Below are 19,125 nucleotides of genomic sequence, written 5' to 3'. Positions count from 1 at the left end.
GGTTAATATTGGCTCTATGGATCCACCAATTCCTTGTTTATTGCTCGCTGCTGGTCGCGGTGAGCGAATGCGTCCGTTAACTGATGTCTTACCAAAACCCCTCCTCGAGGTTCAAGGTAAATCATTATTAACTTGGCATCTCGAAACTTTGCAAAATTCTGGCATCGAACGGGTTGTTGTTAATCTTGCCTGGTTGGGTGAAAAAATTAGCGCTGCACTGGGTACAGGTGCAGACTTTGGTTTACACATTGATTATTCGCCCGAAGAGGAAGCCCTTGAAACAGCGGGGGGCATTTGCCAGGCTTTACCCATTTTGGCTCCTGCAGATTATTTTATTGTGATGAATGGCGATGTTTTTTGCCCTGGCTTTCCACTAGCGCAGTTATTAGCTTTTATAAAGACCATGCGCTTAGCGCATGAACAGCAATTGGCTCACCTCATTCTGGTCCCCAATCCTAGCCAACATCCTACTGGCGATTTTTATCTACAAGGGGGTAAAGTGTGGGCAGAGGAGCTTAAAACCTTGGCGGGAGAGGCTAAAGAAAGCCAATTAGGTCAGCCGGCTGAGCGCTTAACTTTCTCAGGTCTTGGCATTTACCATCGCGACCTATTTAAAGGTTTAATACGAGGTGAAAAGGCTAAATTAGCACCTTTACTAGTAGCCGCCATGGCACAAAACCAAGTGACCGGTGAAAAATATTTGGGTTCATGGCACGATGTAGGGAGCCCTGCCCGCCTGAACGAGCTAAATCAGGGTTCCAAATAAATCATGAGCCAACTTCATACCCCCTTTAACCCGAGCATTTATGCAGCTCGACGCGCCCGTCTCGCCGAACTAATGCGCCAACACACCGGTGGTGGCTTAGCCTTAATTGCGACTGCGCCAGAGGCCTTTCGTAATCGGGATAGCGATTATCCGTACCGCCATGACAGTGATTTTTTCTACCTCACTGGCTTTGATGAGCCTGGTGCTACTTTGGCCTTAAACGTGAGCGGGACTCAACTTGAAACCCATTTATTTTGTCGACCTAAAGACCCCGAGCGAGAAATTTGGGATGGTTGGCGTTTAGGGCCCGAGGCAGCGCCTGAAAAACTGGGGGTTGATTTTGCCCACGCCAATCAAGCTCTTGATACCAAGCTGCCCGAATTAATTGCCGATCAAACTGCCTTATATACCCGCTTAGCGAATAGTGCTGAAAATGATCGTCGGGTGCGCTATTGGATTGAACAGGTGCGCCAACAGGCACGGGCGGGAGTCAATGCGCCATCCCAGTTACATGACATTGAGGCTTTGGTACATGAAATGCGTCTGCTTAAAAGCGTCGATGAAATTGCCACCATGCGCCAAGCGGCGGCAATTTCTGCAAGAGCCCACTTGCGGGCAATGCAAAAGTGTCGCGCCGGTATGTACGAATACCAAATTGAAGCTGAGTTATTACATGAATTTCGCCATAGCGGCGCGCAAAGCGTTGCCTATAACAGCATTGTGGCTACGGGAGCAAATGCCTGCGTCTTACATTACCGTGCCGGCGCGACAGAATTGCGTAATGGCGAGCTTTGCTTGATTGATGCAGGCTGTGAATTAGATGGCTATGCATCCGATATCACCCGTACCTTTCCGGTCAATGGAGTTTTTTCTGGTCCACAAAGGGCTTTGTATGACATTACCCAGACAGCCCAAGCAGCAGCAATTGCTGCTGCTCTTGTCGGCAATACTTTTATACAACCACACGAAGCTGCTTTGCGCGTTCTAACCCAAGGTTTAATTGACGAAAAACTCATTGCATTAAGTGAAGTTGGATCACTTGACAATGCCCTTGAGCTTGCTGCTTATAAGCCTTTTTATATGCATCGCACCAGCCATTGGTTAGGCATGGATGTTCATGATGTCGGCTCTTATCGTGAGCCTAGCGAAGATCTTACGCAAAATAAGCAAGATAAACCTTGGCGCAAGCTACAAGCAGGAATGGTCATTACCGTTGAGCCTGGTTTATATATTCGTCCTTCTGCCACTGTGCCTGAAGCGTTTTGGAATATCGGTATTCGGATTGAAGATGACGCGGTCATTACAGCACAGGGTTGCGATTTAATTTCTCGGGGTGTGCCGGTACTTGCAAACGAAATTGAACGCACGATGCGTGAGTCTGAGTGAAATCAAATTTGAATTCTCTAACTTGGGATGTAGTGATTCAAGGTGGTGGGCCTGTTGGCCTGGCTTGTGCCGCTTGGTGCCTTCAACAATTACCAACTTTAAAATTAGCATTAATTGATCGTAATCCGCGTACTGATGCAGCGCTAGAAAATGGTGATAAACGTAGTGATACTCGTGGCATTGCGCTTTCCCACGGTAGTAAATTATTACTTGAGACGATTCATGCTTGGCCAACCAATTGCCCTGAAATTCATCGCATCCACGTCTCGCAAGCGGGTCGCTTTGGTCGCGCCATCATGACTCGTGAAGAATTACATCAAGATGCGCTCGGTCATATTGCGCGCTATCGCGATATTCACCTTGCATTACGTCAGGCCTTACGCAAGCTACAACCATCTAGCCCGCACTTTTCTTGGATACACAGCAATGAAACGCCTGACCTAGCAAGTCAAGTCGAGTCGGCAGAGAGTGCTTGCGTGGTGCATGCCGAAGGTGGCTTATTTAATCAACAGGAGTGGATTGAAGCAGGTCGCAGTTACGATCAAAGTGCCCTTGTTGGATTGGTTGAAGTAGATCAACCACAAGCCCATCAGGCTTGGGAACGCTTTACTCCTGAAGGTCCGCTGGCCTTACTTCCAAGTCATGCGGGTGAGCATTTCTTGAATTTAGTTTGGTGCAGTACGCCCAGCACTGCACAACAGCGTCTAGAACTCAATGAACCTGATTTTTTAGCCGCCCTGCAACACCAATTCGGTAGCCGCTTGGGTCATTTCATTAGCGTACGTGAACGTCGCCTTTATGAACTCGGCTTAAATTATCGTAAAGAAGTTGCGGTTGATCATTCGGTATGGATTGGTAATGCTGCACAAACACTACATCCAGTAGCGGGTCAAGGTCTCAATTTAGGTTTGCGTGATGCCTACTTGTTAGCCGAAAAATTAGCTTGGTTTTTTTCTCGCCCAACGCCCTTGGGCTCAGCTAATTCGGTAGCTGCCTTATTACAAGACTATGCCCGCACGCGCAATGCTGACCGCAAAACCACAATTGGTATTACCGATTTTCTTGCACGTGTTTTTACCTCTCAATTCTTGCCAGTCGTCTTCACTCGCGGTTTAGCCTTATCCGCTTTGCAATGGCTCCCGCCACTAAAAACAAGTTTGGCGCGCCAAATGATGTTTGGGCGGCGCTAAAAGAGGGTCGACCCGCCATTCTTTTTTGCTGCTTAAAATTTAAGCAGTTAACTCGCACACTATGCTAAAGTAACTGCCTACTTACTGCTTTTAGCTCTAGTCATTTCATGAAAATTGGTACCCACGAATTAAGCAATCAACTTTTTGTTGCCCCAATGGCAGGCGTAACCGATCGTCCTTTTAGACAGCTGTGCAAAAAACTGGGTGCTGGCTACGCTGTATCAGAAATGATTGCCTCGAATGCAACCTTGTGGAACAGCGAAAAAACCCAACGACGCGCGAATCATGTGGGTGAGTTTGCGCCTATTGCTGTGCAAATTGCTGGCGCTGACCCGCTCACGATGGCAGCAGCTGCCCGTATTAATGTTGCTCAAGGGGCGCAAATTATTGACATCAATATGGGATGTCCCGCTAAAAAAGTTTGTAACGTCGCGGCTGGCTCGGCGCTGATGAAGAATGAAATTCTCGTTGGAAAAATACTTGATGCTGTGATTCAAGCAGTTGGTGTTGGTCCTGATGCTGTGCCAGTGAGTTTAAAAATTCGTACCGGCTGGGATCGTGATCACAAAAATGCACTCGCTATTGCCCGCATTGCTGAATCTGCTGGTATTAGTGTCTTAACTATTCATGGACGAACTCGAGCTGATCTATTTCACGGCTCTGCAGAGTATGATCAAATTACTGCAGTAAAAAATCAAGCCAGAATTCCGATCGTTGCCAATGGCGATATTGATAGTCCAGAAAAAGCCCTGGCAGTTTTAAAACAGACTAAAGCGGATGCCATCATGATTGGACGTGCCGCACAAGGTCGGCCTTGGATTTTTCGTGAAATCGAGCACTATCTCAAAACCGGCGCCCTCCTACCTCCGCCCCAAATTACTGAAATTCAACAAATCATGAACGATCATTTGCTTGATCATTATGCTTTTTATGGCGAATATACTGGCTTACGAACTGCGCGCAAACACATTGGTTGGTATTGCAAAGGCTTGCGTAACTCACACGTTTTTCGGCAACGCATGAATACCGCTGATGATTGTCGTACCCAATTAGCCATGGTCAATGATTTTTTTGCAGAAATGCAAGTGCACTCTAATCATCTATTATTTCTTGAAGCTGCTTAATATTTTAACTATGCCTAATAAAAATCCCATTGCTGTCTGCGTACAAACCCACCTCCAAACTTATCTAGACGATCTCAAAGGTACAGCACCCAACGATGTCTATCAGATGGTCTTAAATGTAGTTGAAAAACCCCTGCTTGAAGTAGTCATGCACCATGCTAAGCAGAATCAATCGCTAGCTGCCCAATACCTTGGTCTGAATCGGAATACCCTACATAAAAAATTACGGCAATACCATTTAATTAAATAAGCCCATTTAAACTATTCACAATGATTCAAACCGCCCTACTTTCTGTCTCCGATAAAACGGGCATTGTGCCTTTAGCTAAGGCCCTGCATGAGCTTGGCGTCAAGTTAATTTCAACTGGTGGGACGGCAAAATTATTGGCCGAAAACAACATACCAGTGATTGAAGTAGCTGCTTTAACGCAGTTTCCAGAAATGCTCGATGGTCGAGTGAAAACTCTACACCCAATGGTCCATGGGGGTTTACTAGCAAGGCGCGATTCTGTTGAGCACATGGCAGCGCTGCAAAAACATGGCATTCAAACGATTGATCTCTTGGTTATTAATTTATATCCATTTAATGCCACCGTTGCAAAAGAAACTTGTGACTTTGCTGAGGCAGTAGAAAATATCGATATTGGCGGTCCTGCAATGTTGCGAGCGGCAGCAAAAAATCACCAAGATGTAACGGTATTAATTTCTCCCGATGATTATGAAGGCGTGTTGACTGAAATGCGTCAACAGCGCAACTCTGTTTCTTATGCTACTAATTTACGCTTAGCTAAAAAAGTGTTTGCTCATACAGCACAGTATGATGGCGCGATCGCGAACTACTTATCTGCTTTAGACGACCGCCTCGATCATCAGCAACGCTCGCTTTTCCCCAATACCTTACATTTAGCCTTTGAAAAAGTGCAAGAGATGCGTTACGGCGAAAACCCCCATCAAGCGGCTGCTTTTTATCGCGATATCAATCCAATTCCCGGTGCTTTAGCGAATTATCAGCAAATACAGGGCAAAGCCTTGTCATACAACAATATTGCCGATGCTGATGCAGCATGGGAATGTGTCAAAAGTTTTCTACCAGCACAAAACCACTTGGGCACTAATTCGATCGCTTGTGTAATTGTTAAACATGCTAATCCGTGCGGAGTTGCGCTGGGTGCAAGCGCGCTTGAGGCTTATCAAAAAGCTTGGCAAACAGATCCAAGCTCAGCCTTTGGTGGCATCATTGCCCTAAATACGGTTTGTGATGGCGCAGCTGCTGCGGTAATTGCTAAGCAATTTGTTGAAGTGCTAATTGCCCCGAGCTTTACGGCTGAAGCAAAAGCGGTCTTTGCTAGCAAAGAAAATGTGCGCTTACTAGAAATTCCACTGGCAAATGCTACTAATACGTATGATTTTAAACGAGTTGGGGGTGGCCTTTTAGTACAAACTACTGATACAAAAAATTGTTCGCCTACTGAATTTAAGGTTGTTACCCAACGCCAGCCCAGCGCAGCAGAATTAGACGATTTATTATTTGCTTGGCGTATTGCTAAATTTGTGAAGTCCAATGCTATTGTGTATTGCGGTAATGGCATGTCTTTAGGCATCGGTGCGGGTCAAATGAGTCGCGTTGACTCAGCCCGTATTGCCAAAATTAAAGCCGAACATGCAGGCTTAAGTTTAATTGGCTCAGTCGTGGCTAGCGATGCTTTTTTTCCATTTCGCGACGGCCTTGATGTAGTGGTTGCGGCAGGTGCAACTAGTGTCATTCAGCCGGGTGGCAGCATGCGTGATGAGGAAATTATTGCGGCTGCGAATGAAACAGGCATTGCCATGGTCTTTACTGGCGTTCGCCATTTCCGTCACTAAGCCGATGCGTTGGATCGGTATCGACCCAGGCTTACGTACAACTGGATTTGGGATTATTGATGTTGATGGACAACAATTGCGCTATGTAGCATCAGGGACGATTCAAAGCGGCGATCCTAGTAAGGGCTTACCTGAAAGACTAGGCACCCTTTATGTGGGCATTACAGAAGTTTTAGACCAATACCATCCCGAGGCCGCAGCAATTGAAGAGGTCTTTTTGAATGTCAATCCCCGCTCGACTTTGATGTTGGGGCAAGCCCGTGGCGCTGTAATTGCTGCCCTAGTGGCGGCAAAACTACCCGTTGCAGAGTACAGTGCCTTACGTGTAAAGCAATCAATTGTTGGTACGGGTCGTGCTGCAAAAGCCCAAATGCAAGACATGATTAAACGCTTATTACGCCTCAATCGCGCGCCTGGAACAGATGCCTCTGATGCCTTAGGGGTGGCAATTTGTGCTGCCCATCACTTCAAAGGATAATGGCTGTCTATGATTGGTCGAATTTACGGAACTCTGATTGCAATTCATCCGCCGCGGCTTTTAGTCGACTGCCAAGGTGTGGGCTATGAAATTGATGTACCAATGAGCACCCTGTATGGTTTACCCAAGCTCAATCAAATGGTCACCTTATTAACGCACTTTCAGGTCCGCGAAGATGCGCAACAGCTGTTTGGTTTTGCCACTGAAAATGAGCGCATGGCCTTTCGGGCTTTAATTAAAATTAGCGGGGTGGGTTCGCGCACCGCTTTAGCCCTGCTTTCTGGTATGAGTGTGAACGAGTTAGTACAAGCCATTGCTGCTCAAGAAACAATTCGCTTAACCCAAGTGCCCGGTATCGGCAAAAAAACCGCAGAGCGCCTGCTGCTTGAACTAAAAGGAAAGTTGGGGCCCGATTTAGGCATCGGTGTCGATGGTGCTAGCAGTTCTTCGATTGCCCTAGCTAATAGCGAAGTACTACAAGCGCTTCTCTCCTTAGGTTATTCCGAAAAAGAGGCTCTCTTTGCTCTTAAGCAAATACCGCCTGATACCTCGGTTTCTGAGGGCATTCGCTTAGGCCTAAAATCACTTTCTAAAATTTAATTTCTCGCAAACGAATACACTGCTAGCATGGCAATCCATACTGATGACTTAAGTGCAGAACCCGAAGATGGTGGGATAGAGCGCATTGTCAGCGCAGCTGGTAATTCTGAAGCCCTATTTGAAAGGGCTCTCCGTCCCAAACAACTTGATGAGTATGTCGGCCAAACCAAAGCCCGCGAACAACTTGAAATTTTCATTACCGCCACCCGCGCGCGCCAAGAAGCGCTTGATCATGTTTTACTCTTTGGCCCGCCTGGGCTTGGAAAAACAACCTTAGCGCATATTATTGCCCGTGAACTAGGGGTCAACTTACGCCAAACTAGTGGGCCAGTACTTGATCGGCCTGGCGACCTAGCTGCTTTATTAACCAATCTCGAAACCAATGATGTCTTATTCATTGATGAGATTCATCGCCTTTCGCCCATTGTTGAAGAAATTTTGTATCCAGCCTTAGAAGATTACACCCTCGATATTATGATTGGCGAAGGCCCTGCGGCGCGCAGTGTGAAATTAGAGCTAAAACCCTTTACCTTAATTGGCGCAACCACCCGTGCAGGGATGTTAACCAACCCCTTACGCGATCGCTTTGGTATTGTGGCGCGACTGGAGTTCTACACCACCGAAGAATTAACCCGCATTATTGAACGTTCGGCCAATTTACTCAAAGCGAAAATTGATCCGGCAGGCTCAGTTGAAATTGCTCAGCGGGCTAGGGGTACGCCACGGGTTGCTAACCGCCTCTTGCGCAGGGTGCGTGATTTTGCCGAAGTAAAAGGTAGCGGCATCATTACCAAAGCAATTGCCGATGCTGCCCTACTCATGTTAGATGTTGATCCTAGTGGTTTTGACGTGATGGATCGCAAATTATTAGAAGCCGTTTTGTATAAATTTGATGGTGGCCCAGTAGGAATCGATAATTTAGCGGCGGCCATTGGCGAAGAACGCGATACGATCGAAGATGTTTTAGAGCCTTATTTAATTCAGCAGGGTTACTTACAGCGTACCTCGCGTGGCCGTATTGCAACGCGGTTAGCTTATGAGCACTTTGGTTTAACACCGCCAAATAATTCGGCTAATCTCGATTTACTGAGTTAGTAATTTATTTAGTGAGCGTTACTTTTGCAAAGCGGCGCTTCCCAAGCTGCACAATATAATTTCCAGCTTCGAGTTTTATCGTTTTATCGCTAATCACCACACCATCAATCTTCACGCCGTTTTGTTCAATATTGCGATTTGCTTCGGTGGTCGATGGCGCTAAACCAGCCATTTTTAAAAGGGCTGCAAGGCCCAAGGGGGCGCCTTGGAGGGCTAGCTCGGGGATATCGTCGGGCACCCCTCCCTTAGCGCGATGATTAAAATCTTCGAGGGCTTTATCGGCTGCTTGGCTTGAATGAAAACGACTTACTATTTCTTGTGCGAGTAGCACTTTACAGTCGCGCGGGTTACGGCCCGCAGCAACTTCTTGTTTCATTAAATCAATTTCCGCTACGGGACGAAATGATAAAAGTAAAAAGTAATCCCACATTAACTCATCCGAAATACTCATGAGCTTGCCAAACATTTCATTCGCTGACTCACTAATACCGACATAGTTATTTTTAGACTTACTCATTTTTTCAACGCCATCAAGCCCAACCAGCAAGGGCATCGTTAAGATGCACTGGGGTTCTTGGCCATACTCACGTTGTAATTCACGGCCTACTAGTAAATTAAATTTTTGATCGGTGCCCCCAAGCTCTAAATCACTTTTCAAGGCTACTGAGTCATAGCCTTGCATTAAGGGATATAAAAATTCATGGACCGAGATTGGTGTGCCACTCTTATACCGTTTCGTAAAATCATCACGCTCAAGCATACGCGCCACAGTATATTTTGCCGCTAATTGAATCATGCCGCGCGCGCCTAGTGGGTCACACCACTCGCTGTTGTAACGGACCTCGGTTTTATCCGCATCTAGAACCATACTCGCTTGCTTGTAATAAGTCTGGGCATTTTCTGCAATAGCCTCAGCGGTTAATGGTGGGCGGGTTGAATTGCGGCCCGAGGGGTCACCAATCATGCTGGTGAAATCGCCAATTAAGAATATTACGGTATGGCCTAAATCTTGTAATTGACGCAGTTTGTTTAATACCACTGTATGCCCTAAATGAATATCTGGGGCGGTGGGGTCAAGCCCTAATTTAATCCGTAAGGGCTGCCCAGTGGCTTGGCTGCGAGCTAACTTAGTTAGCCAGTCGGCCTCAACTAACAGCTCGTCGCAGCCGCGTTTGGTCACTTCTAGCGCTGTAAATACAGCCGGAGTCAAAGGGAAGTTGTTTTGCTGGTTTTTAGCCGTCATACTGAATTAAATGGGCGTGTGAGTAAGTTGCCTTGTCATTGTCTAAAATGAATCCATGTCATTGTCGCATCTCTTAGGAATAGGCTGAAAAACCATCAAATGGAGGGATTAGCCATCGCCACACCAGCAGCCTTTTATGTGGGCATCATGTCGGGCACGAGCTTAGATGGTGTTGACGCAGTCTTGGCCAAAATTGCTGCAGATGGCCAAACCCAGCCGCTTGAGTGTGTCAGCGCCCCTTTTGCCCCAGCCCTTAGGCAAATGCTATTTGAATTACAAAGTGCGGGCGTTAATGAAATCCATCGCGAGCATTTAGCTGCAAATGATTTAGCGCTGGCCTATGCTCAAGTGCTAGAAACATTGCTTACTAAAGCACAACTGCAAGCACAAGATATTATTGCAATTGGTGCGCATGGCCAAACAATTCGTCACCAGCCAAGCCTGCTAAATGGTCATGCTTATACGCACCAAACTCTTAATGCGGCATTATTGGCAGAAAAATCGGGTATTGCTGTCGTCGCCGATTTTCGCCAACGTGATTTAGCTGCTGGGGGGCAAGGTGCACCTTTAGTGCCCGCCTTTCATGCGCAGCAATTTAACTCAACTACCGAAAATCGGGTAGTCCTCAATCTTGGTGGTATTGCTAATGTAACCCTCTTACCAAAAGCAGGAGGTTCAGTCATGGGTTTTGATACTGGGCCTGCCAACCTATTACTTGATAGCTGGATACAAACTAGTCTAGGTAAGCCCTTTGATGAGGGTGGTGCGTGGGGAGCAAGTGGCAGATGTGACACCACATTACTCCAAGCCATGATTCGCGAACCTTATTTTCAACAAGCGCCACCCAAAAGTACTGGACGAGATTACTTTCACTTAGCTTGGCTTGAATACTATTTGATGGGCCAAAAGCGCAAGCCCGAAGACGTGCAGGCAACCTTAATGGCGCTCACCTGCGCTACCGTATCCAACACCCTAAAACACTATTTTCCCCAGATAGAGCGCCTCATCATTTGTGGCGGAGGTGCCAATAACACGGCTTTAATTTCCTTACTACGCGCAAATGCAGTAGAAGTGTTGGGACACTCTTTAGCGATTGACTTAAGCGTTGACCATGGAGTGCAGCCGCAATGGGTTGAAGGCTTAGCTTTTGCTTGGCTAGCTTGGGCTCACATAAACAAACGGCCAGCTAATCTGCCGGCCGTAACAGGTGCAACAGGACCCCGTGTACTAGGCGCCTATTACCCTAAATAAATGTGTAAAAGTTAGGCTGAGAATGACGAGCCGCAGCCACAGGTAGTCGTTGCATTGGGGTTTTTAATCACAAACTGTGAACCATTAATATCTTCTTTGTAATCAATTTCTGCGCCCACCAAATATTGAAAACTCATTGAGTCTACCAATAAGGTCACACCATTTTTTTCAAATTGAGTATCGTCTTCATTGACTGCATCATCAAACGTGAAGCCGTATTGAAAACCGGAGCAGCCGCCGCCCTGAACAAACACGCGCAACTTTAGTTCATTATTACCTTCTTCAGCAATGAGATCAGCTACCTTAGCTGCAGCACTATCGGTAAAAATAAGTGGGGTTGGTGGCTCCGATGAATCTAGAGTGCTGGCAATGGTGGCAACAGCCGCGGCACCAGCAACAGTGGCATCAATAGCAGTATCAGTAGTAACGGATGGTTGTGTCATAACAAAACTCCTTAGTCAAAAGACAATAGCTCATTTTAGGCTTTAAATCCCGAGTCTGCACAAGTGGTGCTTAAAAGCAAAGCGCTTACTGAGGCCAATAAAACTGTAATGATCTAACAATATCCCCTTATGGCAATAGGGCAATTTGCTCTAAACCCATCGTTTCAGGTAAACCGAACATTAAATTGAGACATTGCACCCCCTGCCCCGAGGCCCCTTTTACTAAGTTATCTTCGACCACCAAAATTACCAAAGTATCGCCATTTGCTGGGCGATGAAGCGCTATTCTGATGTTATTGCTACCCCGTACTGAACGGGTTTCAGGATGGCTTCCCGCAGGCATAACATCGACAAAGGGCTCGTCACGATAATAATTTTCGTAGAGTTGCTGATAATCTTGGGTCATCCCACGCGCTGTTAAACGCGCATAAATAGTTGCATGAATACCCCGAATCATGGGGGTTAAGTGCGGTACAAAAGTAAGGGCGATTTGTTCATGACCCGCAATCGCTTTCAAGCCTTGGGTAATTTCTGGTAGATGGCGATGGCCCTTGACTGCATAAGCCTTAAAATTATCACTAGCTTCGGCGAGCAAAGTACCAATTTCTGCTTTTCTACCAGCACCAGAAGTGCCCGATTTTGCATCGGCAATAATATGTTCGGTATCGACCAAGGCGCCCGCTTGATTATTACTTGGCGCTAATAAAGGGGCTAAACCCAATTGCACTGAAGTTGGATAGCACCCTGCTAAACCAATCACTCGTGCTTGTTGAATTGCTGCCCGATTGATTTCAGGTAAGCCATATACCGCTTCGGCCAAGATTTCGGGGCAAGCATGCGGCATGCCATACCATTGCGCAAATTCGGCAGGATCTTTTAAACGAAAATCGGCGGCTAAATCTAAAATCTTTACACCAGCCGCTAATAGTTCTTTAGCTTGTGACATAGCCACGCCATGCGGTGTAGCAAAAAATACTGCATCACATTTTTTTAGATTAGCGGCGTCTGGGGTTGTAAATACTAAATCTAGCTTCCCCCGCAAAGAGGGGAACATCTCTGCAACAGACATGCCAGCTTCGCTACGCGATGTAATTGCTTCAATCTGAACCTGGGGATGCTGCGCCAATAGCCGCAACAACTCCACGCCGGTATAGCCCGTTCCGCCCACAATGCCAACTTTAATCATGACCTTCTCCTCATTACCCCACTCTATATGCGTATTGTAAAAACAAAAAGGGCCGCTTGCGCGACCCTGTCGAAAACAGTTTGAATGAAATTAACGCTTACTAAACTGTTTACGGCGACGCGCGCCATGTAAACCAACCTTTTTACGCTCTACTTCACGTGCATCACGAGTGACTAAACCAGCCTTTGATAAGGTCGGTTTTAAAGCATTATCGTAATCAATTAAAGCCCGAGTAACACCGTGGCGCACTGCACCAGCTTGGCCTGTTTCGCCACCACCATGGACATTCACTTTAATATCAAAAGTGGTGAGATGGCTAGTTAAAGCCAATGGTTGACGCGCAATCATGCGCGAAGTTTCACGTGCAAAATAAGCATCAATGGGCTTACCATTAACGATAATGTCGCCTTTGCCTGATTTAATAAATACACGTGCAACTGAGCTCTTGCGACGCCCAGTACCGTAATTCCAATTTCCGTAATTCGTTGCCATATGGGGTCCTTAGATCTCTAGCGCTTTAGGCTGTTGAGCCGAATGTGGATGATCGGCGTCGCCGTACACCTTCAATTTCTTAATCATGGCGTAGCCGAGTGGGCCTTTAGGTAACATACCTTTAACCGCTTTTTCTAATGCACGACCTGGAAAACGCTCTTGCATTTTGTCAAAGTTAGTCGAGCTAATACCACCTGGGTAGCCGCTATGACGGTAATAAATTTTGTTTAAGCCCTTAGTGCCGGTAACGCGTAGCTTGGCAGAGTTAATGACCACGATAAAATCGCCGGTATCAACGTGGGGGGTAAATTCGGGTTTGTGCTTGCCGCGTAGACGGAGTGCCACTTCACTGGCGACACGACCGAGGACTTTGTCCGTAGCGTCAATCACGAACCAGTCACGCTTTACCTCAGCGGGTTTTGCGGAAAAAGTTTTCATGATTTTCTTTAATTGTTATAGCCATTATTACCCCAACTAAACTACATTCACCTTGGCCCTGCTTATGTTTGCAGGCTCGCAGTTTTTATGCACCTTAACTGGTAAAACCATTACCGCTGGCTAGATCGATAATTTAGTAAAGCCTTGAATTCTAACCTAAAAAAAGGCCCAGGACTAGGTCCTGGGCTGAAATCCACCTTTGTTTGGGTGGAGGAGACACTGGGAGTGACGGTAATTCCCCTTTTGAAAACAAGGAAAAACCGCACAATGAATTCATTCTATCTGGCGTAATGGTGCATTGCAAGAATTATTTGGGTTTACCCTAGTCTTATAGATGTGCTGCAAGGATTTTAGCTGAATTAAAATTCTAAGTTACTGTTTTAATTAAATTTTTTATAAAGTGAACGAACACTAACATATTTATATGGAGAGAAGGTGCAGAGTCAATCGATAAGCCGGATTCTGTCGCCTAAACTTTCATTTAGGGGCAATCATTCCTCTAGGCCGGCAGTTACCTGACGGCTCAAGCTCCCTACCCGCAGACTCAGCGGGACGCCTCATCGTCTGCTTACTTGGGATTGCTCCAGGTGGAGGTTACCGCGTTTCACCGTAACTAAATACGCTCGTCTCTGTGGCCCTATTCCGCACGTCGCCGTGGATGGCTGTTAGCCAACACCTTTCCCTATGGAGTCCGGACTTTCCTCCCCCTCCTTAAAAGAGGCGGCGATTGCCTAATTGACTCTGCGCTTGAAGTCTAACGCAGTCGCCAGAATTTAGTTTAAAAATGAGATTGTAAATTCAGCTTGGGGCGGATAAGAGCGCTTATGTGAGCGACCACGCAATGCTTTCACCTGCCCGCAATGGCACGATGGTGGTATCACCCAAAGGTAGTTCAGTTGGCACTAGCTGCGCCTGCTTTTGTAAGCGAATGATTTCGGTATTCCGCGGCAAACCGTAAAAATCGGCGCCATAAAAACTGGCAAATGCTTCAAGCCGATCAAGCCGCCCAAGCGATTCAAAGGCTTCAACATATAAACCCAAGGCATTAAAAGCACTAAAACACCCAGCACAACCACAAGCATTTTCTTTTAAACCCTTCGGATGGGGTGCACTATCGGTTCCCAAAAAGAAACGGGCATTTCCACTCGTAGCCACTTCAAGCAATGCTAAACGATGTTCTTCTCGCTTTAAAACTGGCAAACAATAATGATGGGGTCGAATACCACCAGAAAAAATAGCGTTGCGGTTCATCAGTAAATGTTGAGGGGTAATAGTAGCGCCCAAGATATTTTTATTCGCCGTATGCGCATCGCGCACATACTGCGCCGCTTGCAATGTAGTTATGTGCTCGAAGACAATGCGCAATTCTGGAAAATCCCGCCGCAATGGCTCAAGAACGCGATCAATAAAAACTGCTTCGCGATCAAATACGTCAATGCTTGGGTCAGTCGTTTCTCCGTGAATTAATAAAGGCAAGTTCGCTTTTTGCATTGCCTCAAGAACTGCACTGCAGTGCTTTAAATTGCTCACCCCAGAATCACTATTGGTGGTGGCGCCAGCAGGATATAGCTTGATACCTACGATGCCCGCATCTTTGGCCTTTTGCACCTCTGTCGCCGCGGTATTGTCGGTTAGGTACAAAGTCATTAACGGTGTAAATTGATTTGTAGCTAGTTGCTGTAATTGCAACTCGATGCGCTCACGATAAGCTTGGGCTAGCGCTACCGTCGTAATTGGCGGTTGCAAATTAGGCATGATCACTGCCCGCGCAAATTGCTTTACGGTATGCGATAACACGTCTTTAAGTACCACTCCATCGCGAATATGTAAATGCCAGTCGTCTGGTTTCACCATACTAATAGAGGCGAGCGAATTGAGTGACATGGCTTTAATTTTTCCCCAGCAAAATAATGCGGAAATCATTGACGTTAGTCAGTGTAGGACCAGTATCGACTAAAGCATTCAATTCTGCAAAAAAACCATAACAATCGTGTTTCATTAAAAATACTGTGGGACTTAAGTTCCGCTCTTTCGCCAGCTTGCGAACCTCGGGCGTAAACCAAGCGCCAGCATTCGATTCGCTCCCATCAATGCCATCGGTATCTGCTGCTAAAGCAGCGATATGGGGTAAGTCGCTCGTCGCTGCCAAGAGGGCGAGAAGAAATTCACTGCAACGACCACCACGACCTTTCATCTCGGCCGGAATAGTGACAGTACATTCACCCCCAGAAATAAGCGCTACGGGCAACTTGGCCCATTGTTGATGCTGGATAATTTCGCGGGCAATAGCTGCATGAACTAAAGCCACATCATGTGCTTCACCAGTAACCGTGTCTCCTAAAATAATGGGGTTATAGCCTTGACTGGCGATGAAGTTGGCAGCGGCTTGCAAGCTTTGGCGCGCAGTTGCAATTACATGATTACGGACTGGCGCCCCAACTAAATCTGCTTCTTTTAAAGTTTCAGGAATTTTCCCTTCGCTCCCAGCTTGCAAATGTTGTAAAACACTTGCCGGTAAATTGCGCGCATTCAAATTGTATTTAACCAAAATGGCTACCGCATTGTCATAGCTAGAGTAATCGGCTGCACAAGGTCCGCTGGCAATATCTGCAGGATGGTCGCCAGTGACGTCGGAAATTAATAAAGCCTCTACCCGTGCACCGCGCGCCATCGCACTACGGGCTAAGTTTCCACCCAAAATGGCGGAAAGATGTTTGCGCACAATATTCATCTCTTCGATAGGTGCGCCACTCCGTAACAAGGCTTCAGTGGTTTGGCGCATATCGGCCATGCTGATACCAGTTTGGGGTAAAGTCAGAAGGCTCGAGCCGCCACCCGAAACCAGCACGATGAGTGTCTCACCGGCCTGCAGTTCTTGCACGCGCTGTAGAATTTCAATTGCCCCATCCATACCTGCTTGATCAGGCACTGGGTGACCTGCTTCAACGATGCGGATCGCTTGGGTTGGCGCACGATGACCATAACGCGTTAAAACTAAGCCCTCGAGCTTGGCCTTTGGCCAGCTTGATGCAGCGTAAGTCTCTAAGGCGCTTGCCATAGCAGCACTTGCTTTGCCTGCGCCCACCACTAAGCAGCGGCCTTGCGGCTCTGTACCAGCAGGAAAAATCTGCTTTAAACAAGCGGCCATGATATGGCGTGGTTCTGCTAGTTGTAAGGCAGCCGCAAAGGCTTGCTGCAAAATAGCTTGGGTATTGTTAATCATGAGCTAATTCTAAACAATGACTAGCTGATGTGCTCAGTTAGTGATCTTGTACGGCATTTTCACTGCGCTCTTGCATTTGCCACATTTCCGCATATTTGCCGTTGAACTCAACTAATTCAAGATGAGTACCGCGCTCAATAATACGTCCTTGATCCATCACTAAAATTTGATCGGCATGCACGATAGTAGAAAGACGATGGGCAATAATTAAAGTCGTACGATTGCGCGCCAACCCTAACATCTCTTCTTGAAGGGCGCGCTCAGTTTTAGAATCTAGCGCCGACGTCGCCTCATCGAATAGCAACATGGCTGGCTGTTTAAGTAAGGTGCGTGCAATCGCTACACGTTGTTTTTCACCGCCCGACAACTTTAAGCCGCGCTCGCCAACCTGCGTTTCAAAACCATCAGGCAATCGTTCGATTAAGCTATCAATTTGAGCGGCGCGAGCAGCATCACGAACCTCAGTAATACTTGCATCAGGTCTGCCATAGGCAATATTATAGGCAATGGTGTCATTAAATAAAACGGTATCTTGCGGCACGATACCAATGGCTTTCCGTAAACTGGTTTGCTGGACTAATTGAATATTTTGGCCATCAATTAGAATTTTGCCGGCCTGCACATCATAGAAACGAAATAGCAGCCGCGCTATCGTACTTTTACCAGCACCACTTTGACCAACAATTGCCGTGATGGTGCCCGCAGGAATCGTAAAGCTCACATCATGCAAAATTTCTCGCCGCGCCTCATAGCTAAATGAAACATGCTCAAATTGCACTTTTGGACCGGTTGCATAGTTATTGATTACGAGTGGTTTCGCGCCTGGAATATCAGCGATTTCTTTTTCAGTCTCCAGTAAAGAAAACATGCGATCCATATCTGTGAGCGCTTGTTTAATTTCACGATAGATAACACCCAAGAAATTGAGTGGGATGTAGAGCTGAATCATCAAGGTATTGACTAAAACTAAATCGCCTAAAGTCATCGTGCCATCAATAACGCCTAATGTAGCGCGCCACAAAATAAGCACTAAGCCAACGCCAATAATACTTTGTTGACCTAAGTTAAGTATGGCTAACGATTTTTGCGATTGAATTGCTGCAGTTTGATAACGCAATAAATTTTCATCGTAACGGCGGGCCTCAAAGCGCTCGTTACCAAAATATTTAACTGTTTCAAAATTGAGTAGCGAATCAATCGCTTTCTGATTAGCGCGCGAATCCATTTTGTTCATGGTGCGACGAAATTGGGTGCGCCATTCGGTAACCATGACAGTAAAGCTAATATAGAAAACAAGGGCGACTAATGTTATCGCGGCAAACCAATAGTTATAGCTATAGGCAAAATATCCTAGCACCAAAGCAAACTCAATCAGCGTAGGCAAAATGCTGTACAAGGAATAAGAAATTAAGGATTGAATACCGCGCGTACCGCGCTCAATATCGCGACTAACCCCTCCGGTTTGTCTCGCCAAATGAAAGCTTAAAGCCAACCCATGCAAGTGCTCAAAGACCTGCAAGGCTACTTTACGTACGGCATTTTGAGTGACCCGGGCGAACAATCCCTCTCTTAATTCATTAAATAAAGCTGCAGAAAACCGTAATAGCCCATAAGCAATAATTAGTGCTAGGGGGACGGCTAATACAGCTTGAGGTGTGCTAATTTTGATATTGAGCGTATCAATTAAACTCTTCATTAAAATGGGAATGCCCAAGTTAGCAAATTTAGCTGCAACCATACAGAGTAAAGCCAAGATAACGCGGGTCTTATGCTCTAAAAGGTAAGGCAATAAATCGCGGATGGCGCGCCAATCACTGCGCTTTGCACTAGCACCCTTTGCGTTTGCTGGAGGTGTGTCCGTTGGATGGTGGGATGCTGGTCTCATCCGCTTATCTTAACCACAATTGGATAGCTTAAATAAGGTCTCAATGGCCAAACGATTGCTCTCTGAAAAACATTTAGACGCAGCCAATTCGGGCGGCAGCCATTCGTAGGCAATGTGCTCATCAGGCGCCAGAGTAATTTTGCTAGCTTGGGGAACTAAAAGCGCAAACCAATGTTCTGTATTGCGTGTAACCCCAGCAGCGTAACGATGGCGCCATTGTGGATAAATTTCATATTCAACCTGGTGATGCATATCTTGTAATGCCGTCGGGTTTAACAATGCCACTTGAATTCCCGTTTCTTCAAATACTTCACGCTCGGCTGCGGTTTTTAATGGCTCATGTAAATGATCGAGGCTACCGGTTACCGACTGCCAAAACGCCTGACGATCAGCGCGCTCAATTAGCAAAACAGCGCCACTGGTATCGTAAATAACTACCAATACTGAAATTGGTATTTTCAA

The 19,125-nt window shown here is 46.5% G+C and carries 18 protein-coding genes, 1 other RNA gene and 1 pseudogene; 10 read left to right on the top strand and 10 right to left on the bottom strand.

From position 1 onward, the window contains the following. The first annotated feature begins 16 nt into the window (after positions 1 to 16). From murU to ruvB, 9 genes and pseudogenes are all read left to right on the top strand, one after another. Positions 17 to 766: an N-acetylmuramate alpha-1-phosphate uridylyltransferase MurU gene (gene murU, locus LZT21_RS02940; RefSeq protein ID WP_233989200.1), complete on the top strand. Its 750-nt coding sequence runs from the start codon at positions 17 to 19 to the stop codon at positions 764 to 766. 3 nt (positions 767 to 769) lie between these two features. Next, positions 770 to 2,152, top strand: coding sequence for an aminopeptidase P N-terminal domain-containing protein (locus LZT21_RS02935; RefSeq protein ID WP_233924565.1), 1,383 nt, complete (start codon positions 770 to 772; stop codon positions 2,150 to 2,152). After that, positions 2,149 to 3,342 carry an FAD-dependent monooxygenase gene (locus LZT21_RS02930; RefSeq protein WP_233989199.1) on the top strand — a complete coding sequence of 398 codons (1,194 nt, stop codon included), beginning with the start codon at positions 2,149 to 2,151 and terminating at the stop codon, positions 3,340 to 3,342. The genes LZT21_RS02935 and LZT21_RS02930 overlap by 4 nt, the downstream gene beginning before the upstream one ends. 107 nt (positions 3,343 to 3,449) lie before the next feature. Next, positions 3,450 to 4,466: a tRNA dihydrouridine synthase DusB gene (gene dusB / locus LZT21_RS02925; RefSeq protein ID WP_233989198.1), complete on the top strand. Its 1,017-nt coding sequence runs from the start codon at positions 3,450 to 3,452 to the stop codon at positions 4,464 to 4,466. A gap of 10 nt (positions 4,467 to 4,476) precedes the next feature. Further along, complete coding sequence (locus LZT21_RS02920; protein ID WP_233924562.1) at positions 4,477 to 4,716, top strand: helix-turn-helix domain-containing protein; 240 nt, start codon at positions 4,477 to 4,479, stop codon at positions 4,714 to 4,716. 20 nt (positions 4,717 to 4,736) lie between these two features. Then, entirely contained in the window at positions 4,737 to 6,329 is a 1,593-nt protein-coding gene (gene purH / locus LZT21_RS02915; protein ID WP_233989197.1) for a bifunctional phosphoribosylaminoimidazolecarboxamide formyltransferase/IMP cyclohydrolase, read from the top strand. A gap of 4 nt (positions 6,330 to 6,333) precedes the next feature. Continuing rightward, positions 6,334 to 6,792 (top strand): annotated as a pseudogene (gene ruvC, locus LZT21_RS02910) (crossover junction endodeoxyribonuclease RuvC); the annotation flags it as partial. A 24-nt stretch (positions 6,793 to 6,816) separates the two neighbouring features. Beyond that, positions 6,817 to 7,407 (top strand): Holliday junction branch migration protein RuvA, encoded by a 591-nt coding sequence (ruvA, locus tag LZT21_RS02905; RefSeq protein WP_233924560.1) that lies wholly within the window; start codon positions 6,817 to 6,819, stop codon positions 7,405 to 7,407. Positions 7,408 to 7,434: 27 nt separating this feature from the next. Beyond that, positions 7,435 to 8,502, top strand: coding sequence for a Holliday junction branch migration DNA helicase RuvB (gene ruvB / locus LZT21_RS02900; RefSeq protein WP_233934721.1), 1,068 nt, complete (start codon positions 7,435 to 7,437; stop codon positions 8,500 to 8,502). Positions 8,503 to 8,506: 4 nt separating this feature from the next. Here the strand turns inward: ruvB and tyrS are convergent, their stop codons facing one another. Beyond that, positions 8,507 to 9,745, bottom strand: coding sequence for a tyrosine--tRNA ligase (tyrS, locus tag LZT21_RS02895; RefSeq protein ID WP_233989196.1), 1,239 nt, complete (start codon positions 9,743 to 9,745; stop codon positions 8,507 to 8,509). Between the two features lie 99 nt (positions 9,746 to 9,844). Between tyrS and LZT21_RS02890 the strand changes: the two genes are divergently transcribed. After that, positions 9,845 to 10,996: an anhydro-N-acetylmuramic acid kinase gene (locus LZT21_RS02890; protein WP_233989195.1), complete on the top strand. Its 1,152-nt coding sequence runs from the start codon at positions 9,845 to 9,847 to the stop codon at positions 10,994 to 10,996. Between the two features lie 11 nt (positions 10,997 to 11,007). Here LZT21_RS02890 and erpA read toward each other — a convergent pair whose 3' ends face one another. The 9 genes from erpA to nudB form a co-directional block, all read right to left on the bottom strand. Continuing rightward, positions 11,008 to 11,439 carry an iron-sulfur cluster insertion protein ErpA gene (gene erpA, locus LZT21_RS02885; RefSeq protein WP_233924553.1) on the bottom strand — a complete coding sequence of 144 codons (432 nt, stop codon included), beginning with the start codon at positions 11,437 to 11,439 and terminating at the stop codon, positions 11,008 to 11,010. A gap of 127 nt (positions 11,440 to 11,566) precedes the next feature. Continuing rightward, positions 11,567 to 12,625: an N-acetyl-gamma-glutamyl-phosphate reductase gene (gene argC, locus LZT21_RS02880; protein ID WP_233924552.1), complete on the bottom strand. Its 1,059-nt coding sequence runs from the start codon at positions 12,623 to 12,625 to the stop codon at positions 11,567 to 11,569. Positions 12,626 to 12,715: 90 nt separating this feature from the next. After that, positions 12,716 to 13,117, bottom strand: a complete 402-nt coding sequence (gene rpsI / locus LZT21_RS02875) for a 30S ribosomal protein S9 (protein ID WP_233924551.1) — start codon at positions 13,115 to 13,117, stop codon at positions 12,716 to 12,718. A 9-nt stretch (positions 13,118 to 13,126) separates the two neighbouring features. Beyond that, positions 13,127 to 13,555 carry a 50S ribosomal protein L13 gene (rplM, locus tag LZT21_RS02870; protein WP_233924550.1) on the bottom strand — a complete coding sequence of 143 codons (429 nt, stop codon included), beginning with the start codon at positions 13,553 to 13,555 and terminating at the stop codon, positions 13,127 to 13,129. Between the two features lie 435 nt (positions 13,556 to 13,990). Beyond that, positions 13,991 to 14,298, bottom strand: an RNA gene (gene rnpB / locus LZT21_RS02865) — RNase P RNA component class A. Positions 14,299 to 14,377: 79 nt separating this feature from the next. Then, positions 14,378 to 15,439 (bottom strand): dihydroorotase, encoded by a 1,062-nt coding sequence (gene pyrC / locus LZT21_RS02860; protein WP_233989194.1) that lies wholly within the window; start codon positions 15,437 to 15,439, stop codon positions 14,378 to 14,380. A gap of 4 nt (positions 15,440 to 15,443) precedes the next feature. Next, the gene (locus LZT21_RS02855; protein ID WP_233989193.1) at positions 15,444 to 16,778 is read right to left on the bottom strand and encodes a glycerate kinase; all 1,335 of its coding nucleotides are present in this window, start codon (positions 16,776 to 16,778) and stop codon (positions 15,444 to 15,446) included. A gap of 37 nt (positions 16,779 to 16,815) precedes the next feature. After that, positions 16,816 to 18,663: an ABC transporter ATP-binding protein/permease gene (locus LZT21_RS02850; RefSeq protein ID WP_233934723.1), complete on the bottom strand. Its 1,848-nt coding sequence runs from the start codon at positions 18,661 to 18,663 to the stop codon at positions 16,816 to 16,818. Between the two features lie 9 nt (positions 18,664 to 18,672). Then, a complete protein-coding gene (nudB, locus tag LZT21_RS02845; protein WP_233924547.1) occupies positions 18,673 to 19,125 on the bottom strand; it encodes a dihydroneopterin triphosphate diphosphatase in 453 nt (150 codons plus the stop codon).

It is taken from the genome of Polynucleobacter sp. IMCC 30228, assembly GCF_021395205.1.
Lineage (GTDB): Bacteria > Pseudomonadota > Gammaproteobacteria > Burkholderiales > Burkholderiaceae > Polynucleobacter.
The sequence above is the reverse complement of the archived record's forward strand: the minus strand, read 5'-3'. Positions and strand labels throughout refer to the sequence as shown.

Bases quoted from the DNA above. Each gene is read 5' to 3' on its own strand.
- tyrS (WP_233989196.1), bottom strand. From the start codon at position 9,745: ATGACGGCTAAAAACCAGCAAAACAACTTCCCTTTGACTCCGGCTGTA.
- ruvA (WP_233924560.1), top strand. From the start codon at position 6,817: ATGATTGGTCGAATTTACGGAACTCTGATTGCAATTCATCCGCCGCGG.
- rpsI (WP_233924551.1), bottom strand. From the start codon at position 13,117: ATGGCAACGAATTACGGAAATTGGAATTACGGTACTGGGCGTCGCAAG.
- pyrC (WP_233989194.1), bottom strand. From the start codon at position 15,439: ATGTCACTCAATTCGCTCGCCTCTATTAGTATGGTGAAACCAGACGAC.
- LZT21_RS02890 (WP_233989195.1), top strand. From the start codon at position 9,845: ATGGAGGGATTAGCCATCGCCACACCAGCAGCCTTTTATGTGGGCATC.
- LZT21_RS02850 (WP_233934723.1), bottom strand. From the start codon at position 18,663: ATGAGACCAGCATCCCACCATCCAACGGACACACCTCCAGCAAACGCA.
- argC (WP_233924552.1), bottom strand. From the start codon at position 12,625: ATGATTAAAGTTGGCATTGTGGGCGGAACGGGCTATACCGGCGTGGAG.
- dusB (WP_233989198.1), top strand. From the start codon at position 3,450: ATGAAAATTGGTACCCACGAATTAAGCAATCAACTTTTTGTTGCCCCA.
- LZT21_RS02855 (WP_233989193.1), bottom strand. From the start codon at position 16,778: ATGATTAACAATACCCAAGCTATTTTGCAGCAAGCCTTTGCGGCTGCC.
- LZT21_RS02935 (WP_233924565.1), top strand. From the start codon at position 770: ATGAGCCAACTTCATACCCCCTTTAACCCGAGCATTTATGCAGCTCGA.
- murU (WP_233989200.1), top strand. From the start codon at position 17: ATGGATCCACCAATTCCTTGTTTATTGCTCGCTGCTGGTCGCGGTGAG.
- purH (WP_233989197.1), top strand. From the start codon at position 4,737: ATGATTCAAACCGCCCTACTTTCTGTCTCCGATAAAACGGGCATTGTG.
- LZT21_RS02920 (WP_233924562.1), top strand. From the start codon at position 4,477: ATGCCTAATAAAAATCCCATTGCTGTCTGCGTACAAACCCACCTCCAA.
- ruvB (WP_233934721.1), top strand. From the start codon at position 7,435: ATGGCAATCCATACTGATGACTTAAGTGCAGAACCCGAAGATGGTGGG.
- rplM (WP_233924550.1), bottom strand. From the start codon at position 13,555: ATGAAAACTTTTTCCGCAAAACCCGCTGAGGTAAAGCGTGACTGGTTC.
- erpA (WP_233924553.1), bottom strand. From the start codon at position 11,439: ATGACACAACCATCCGTTACTACTGATACTGCTATTGATGCCACTGTT.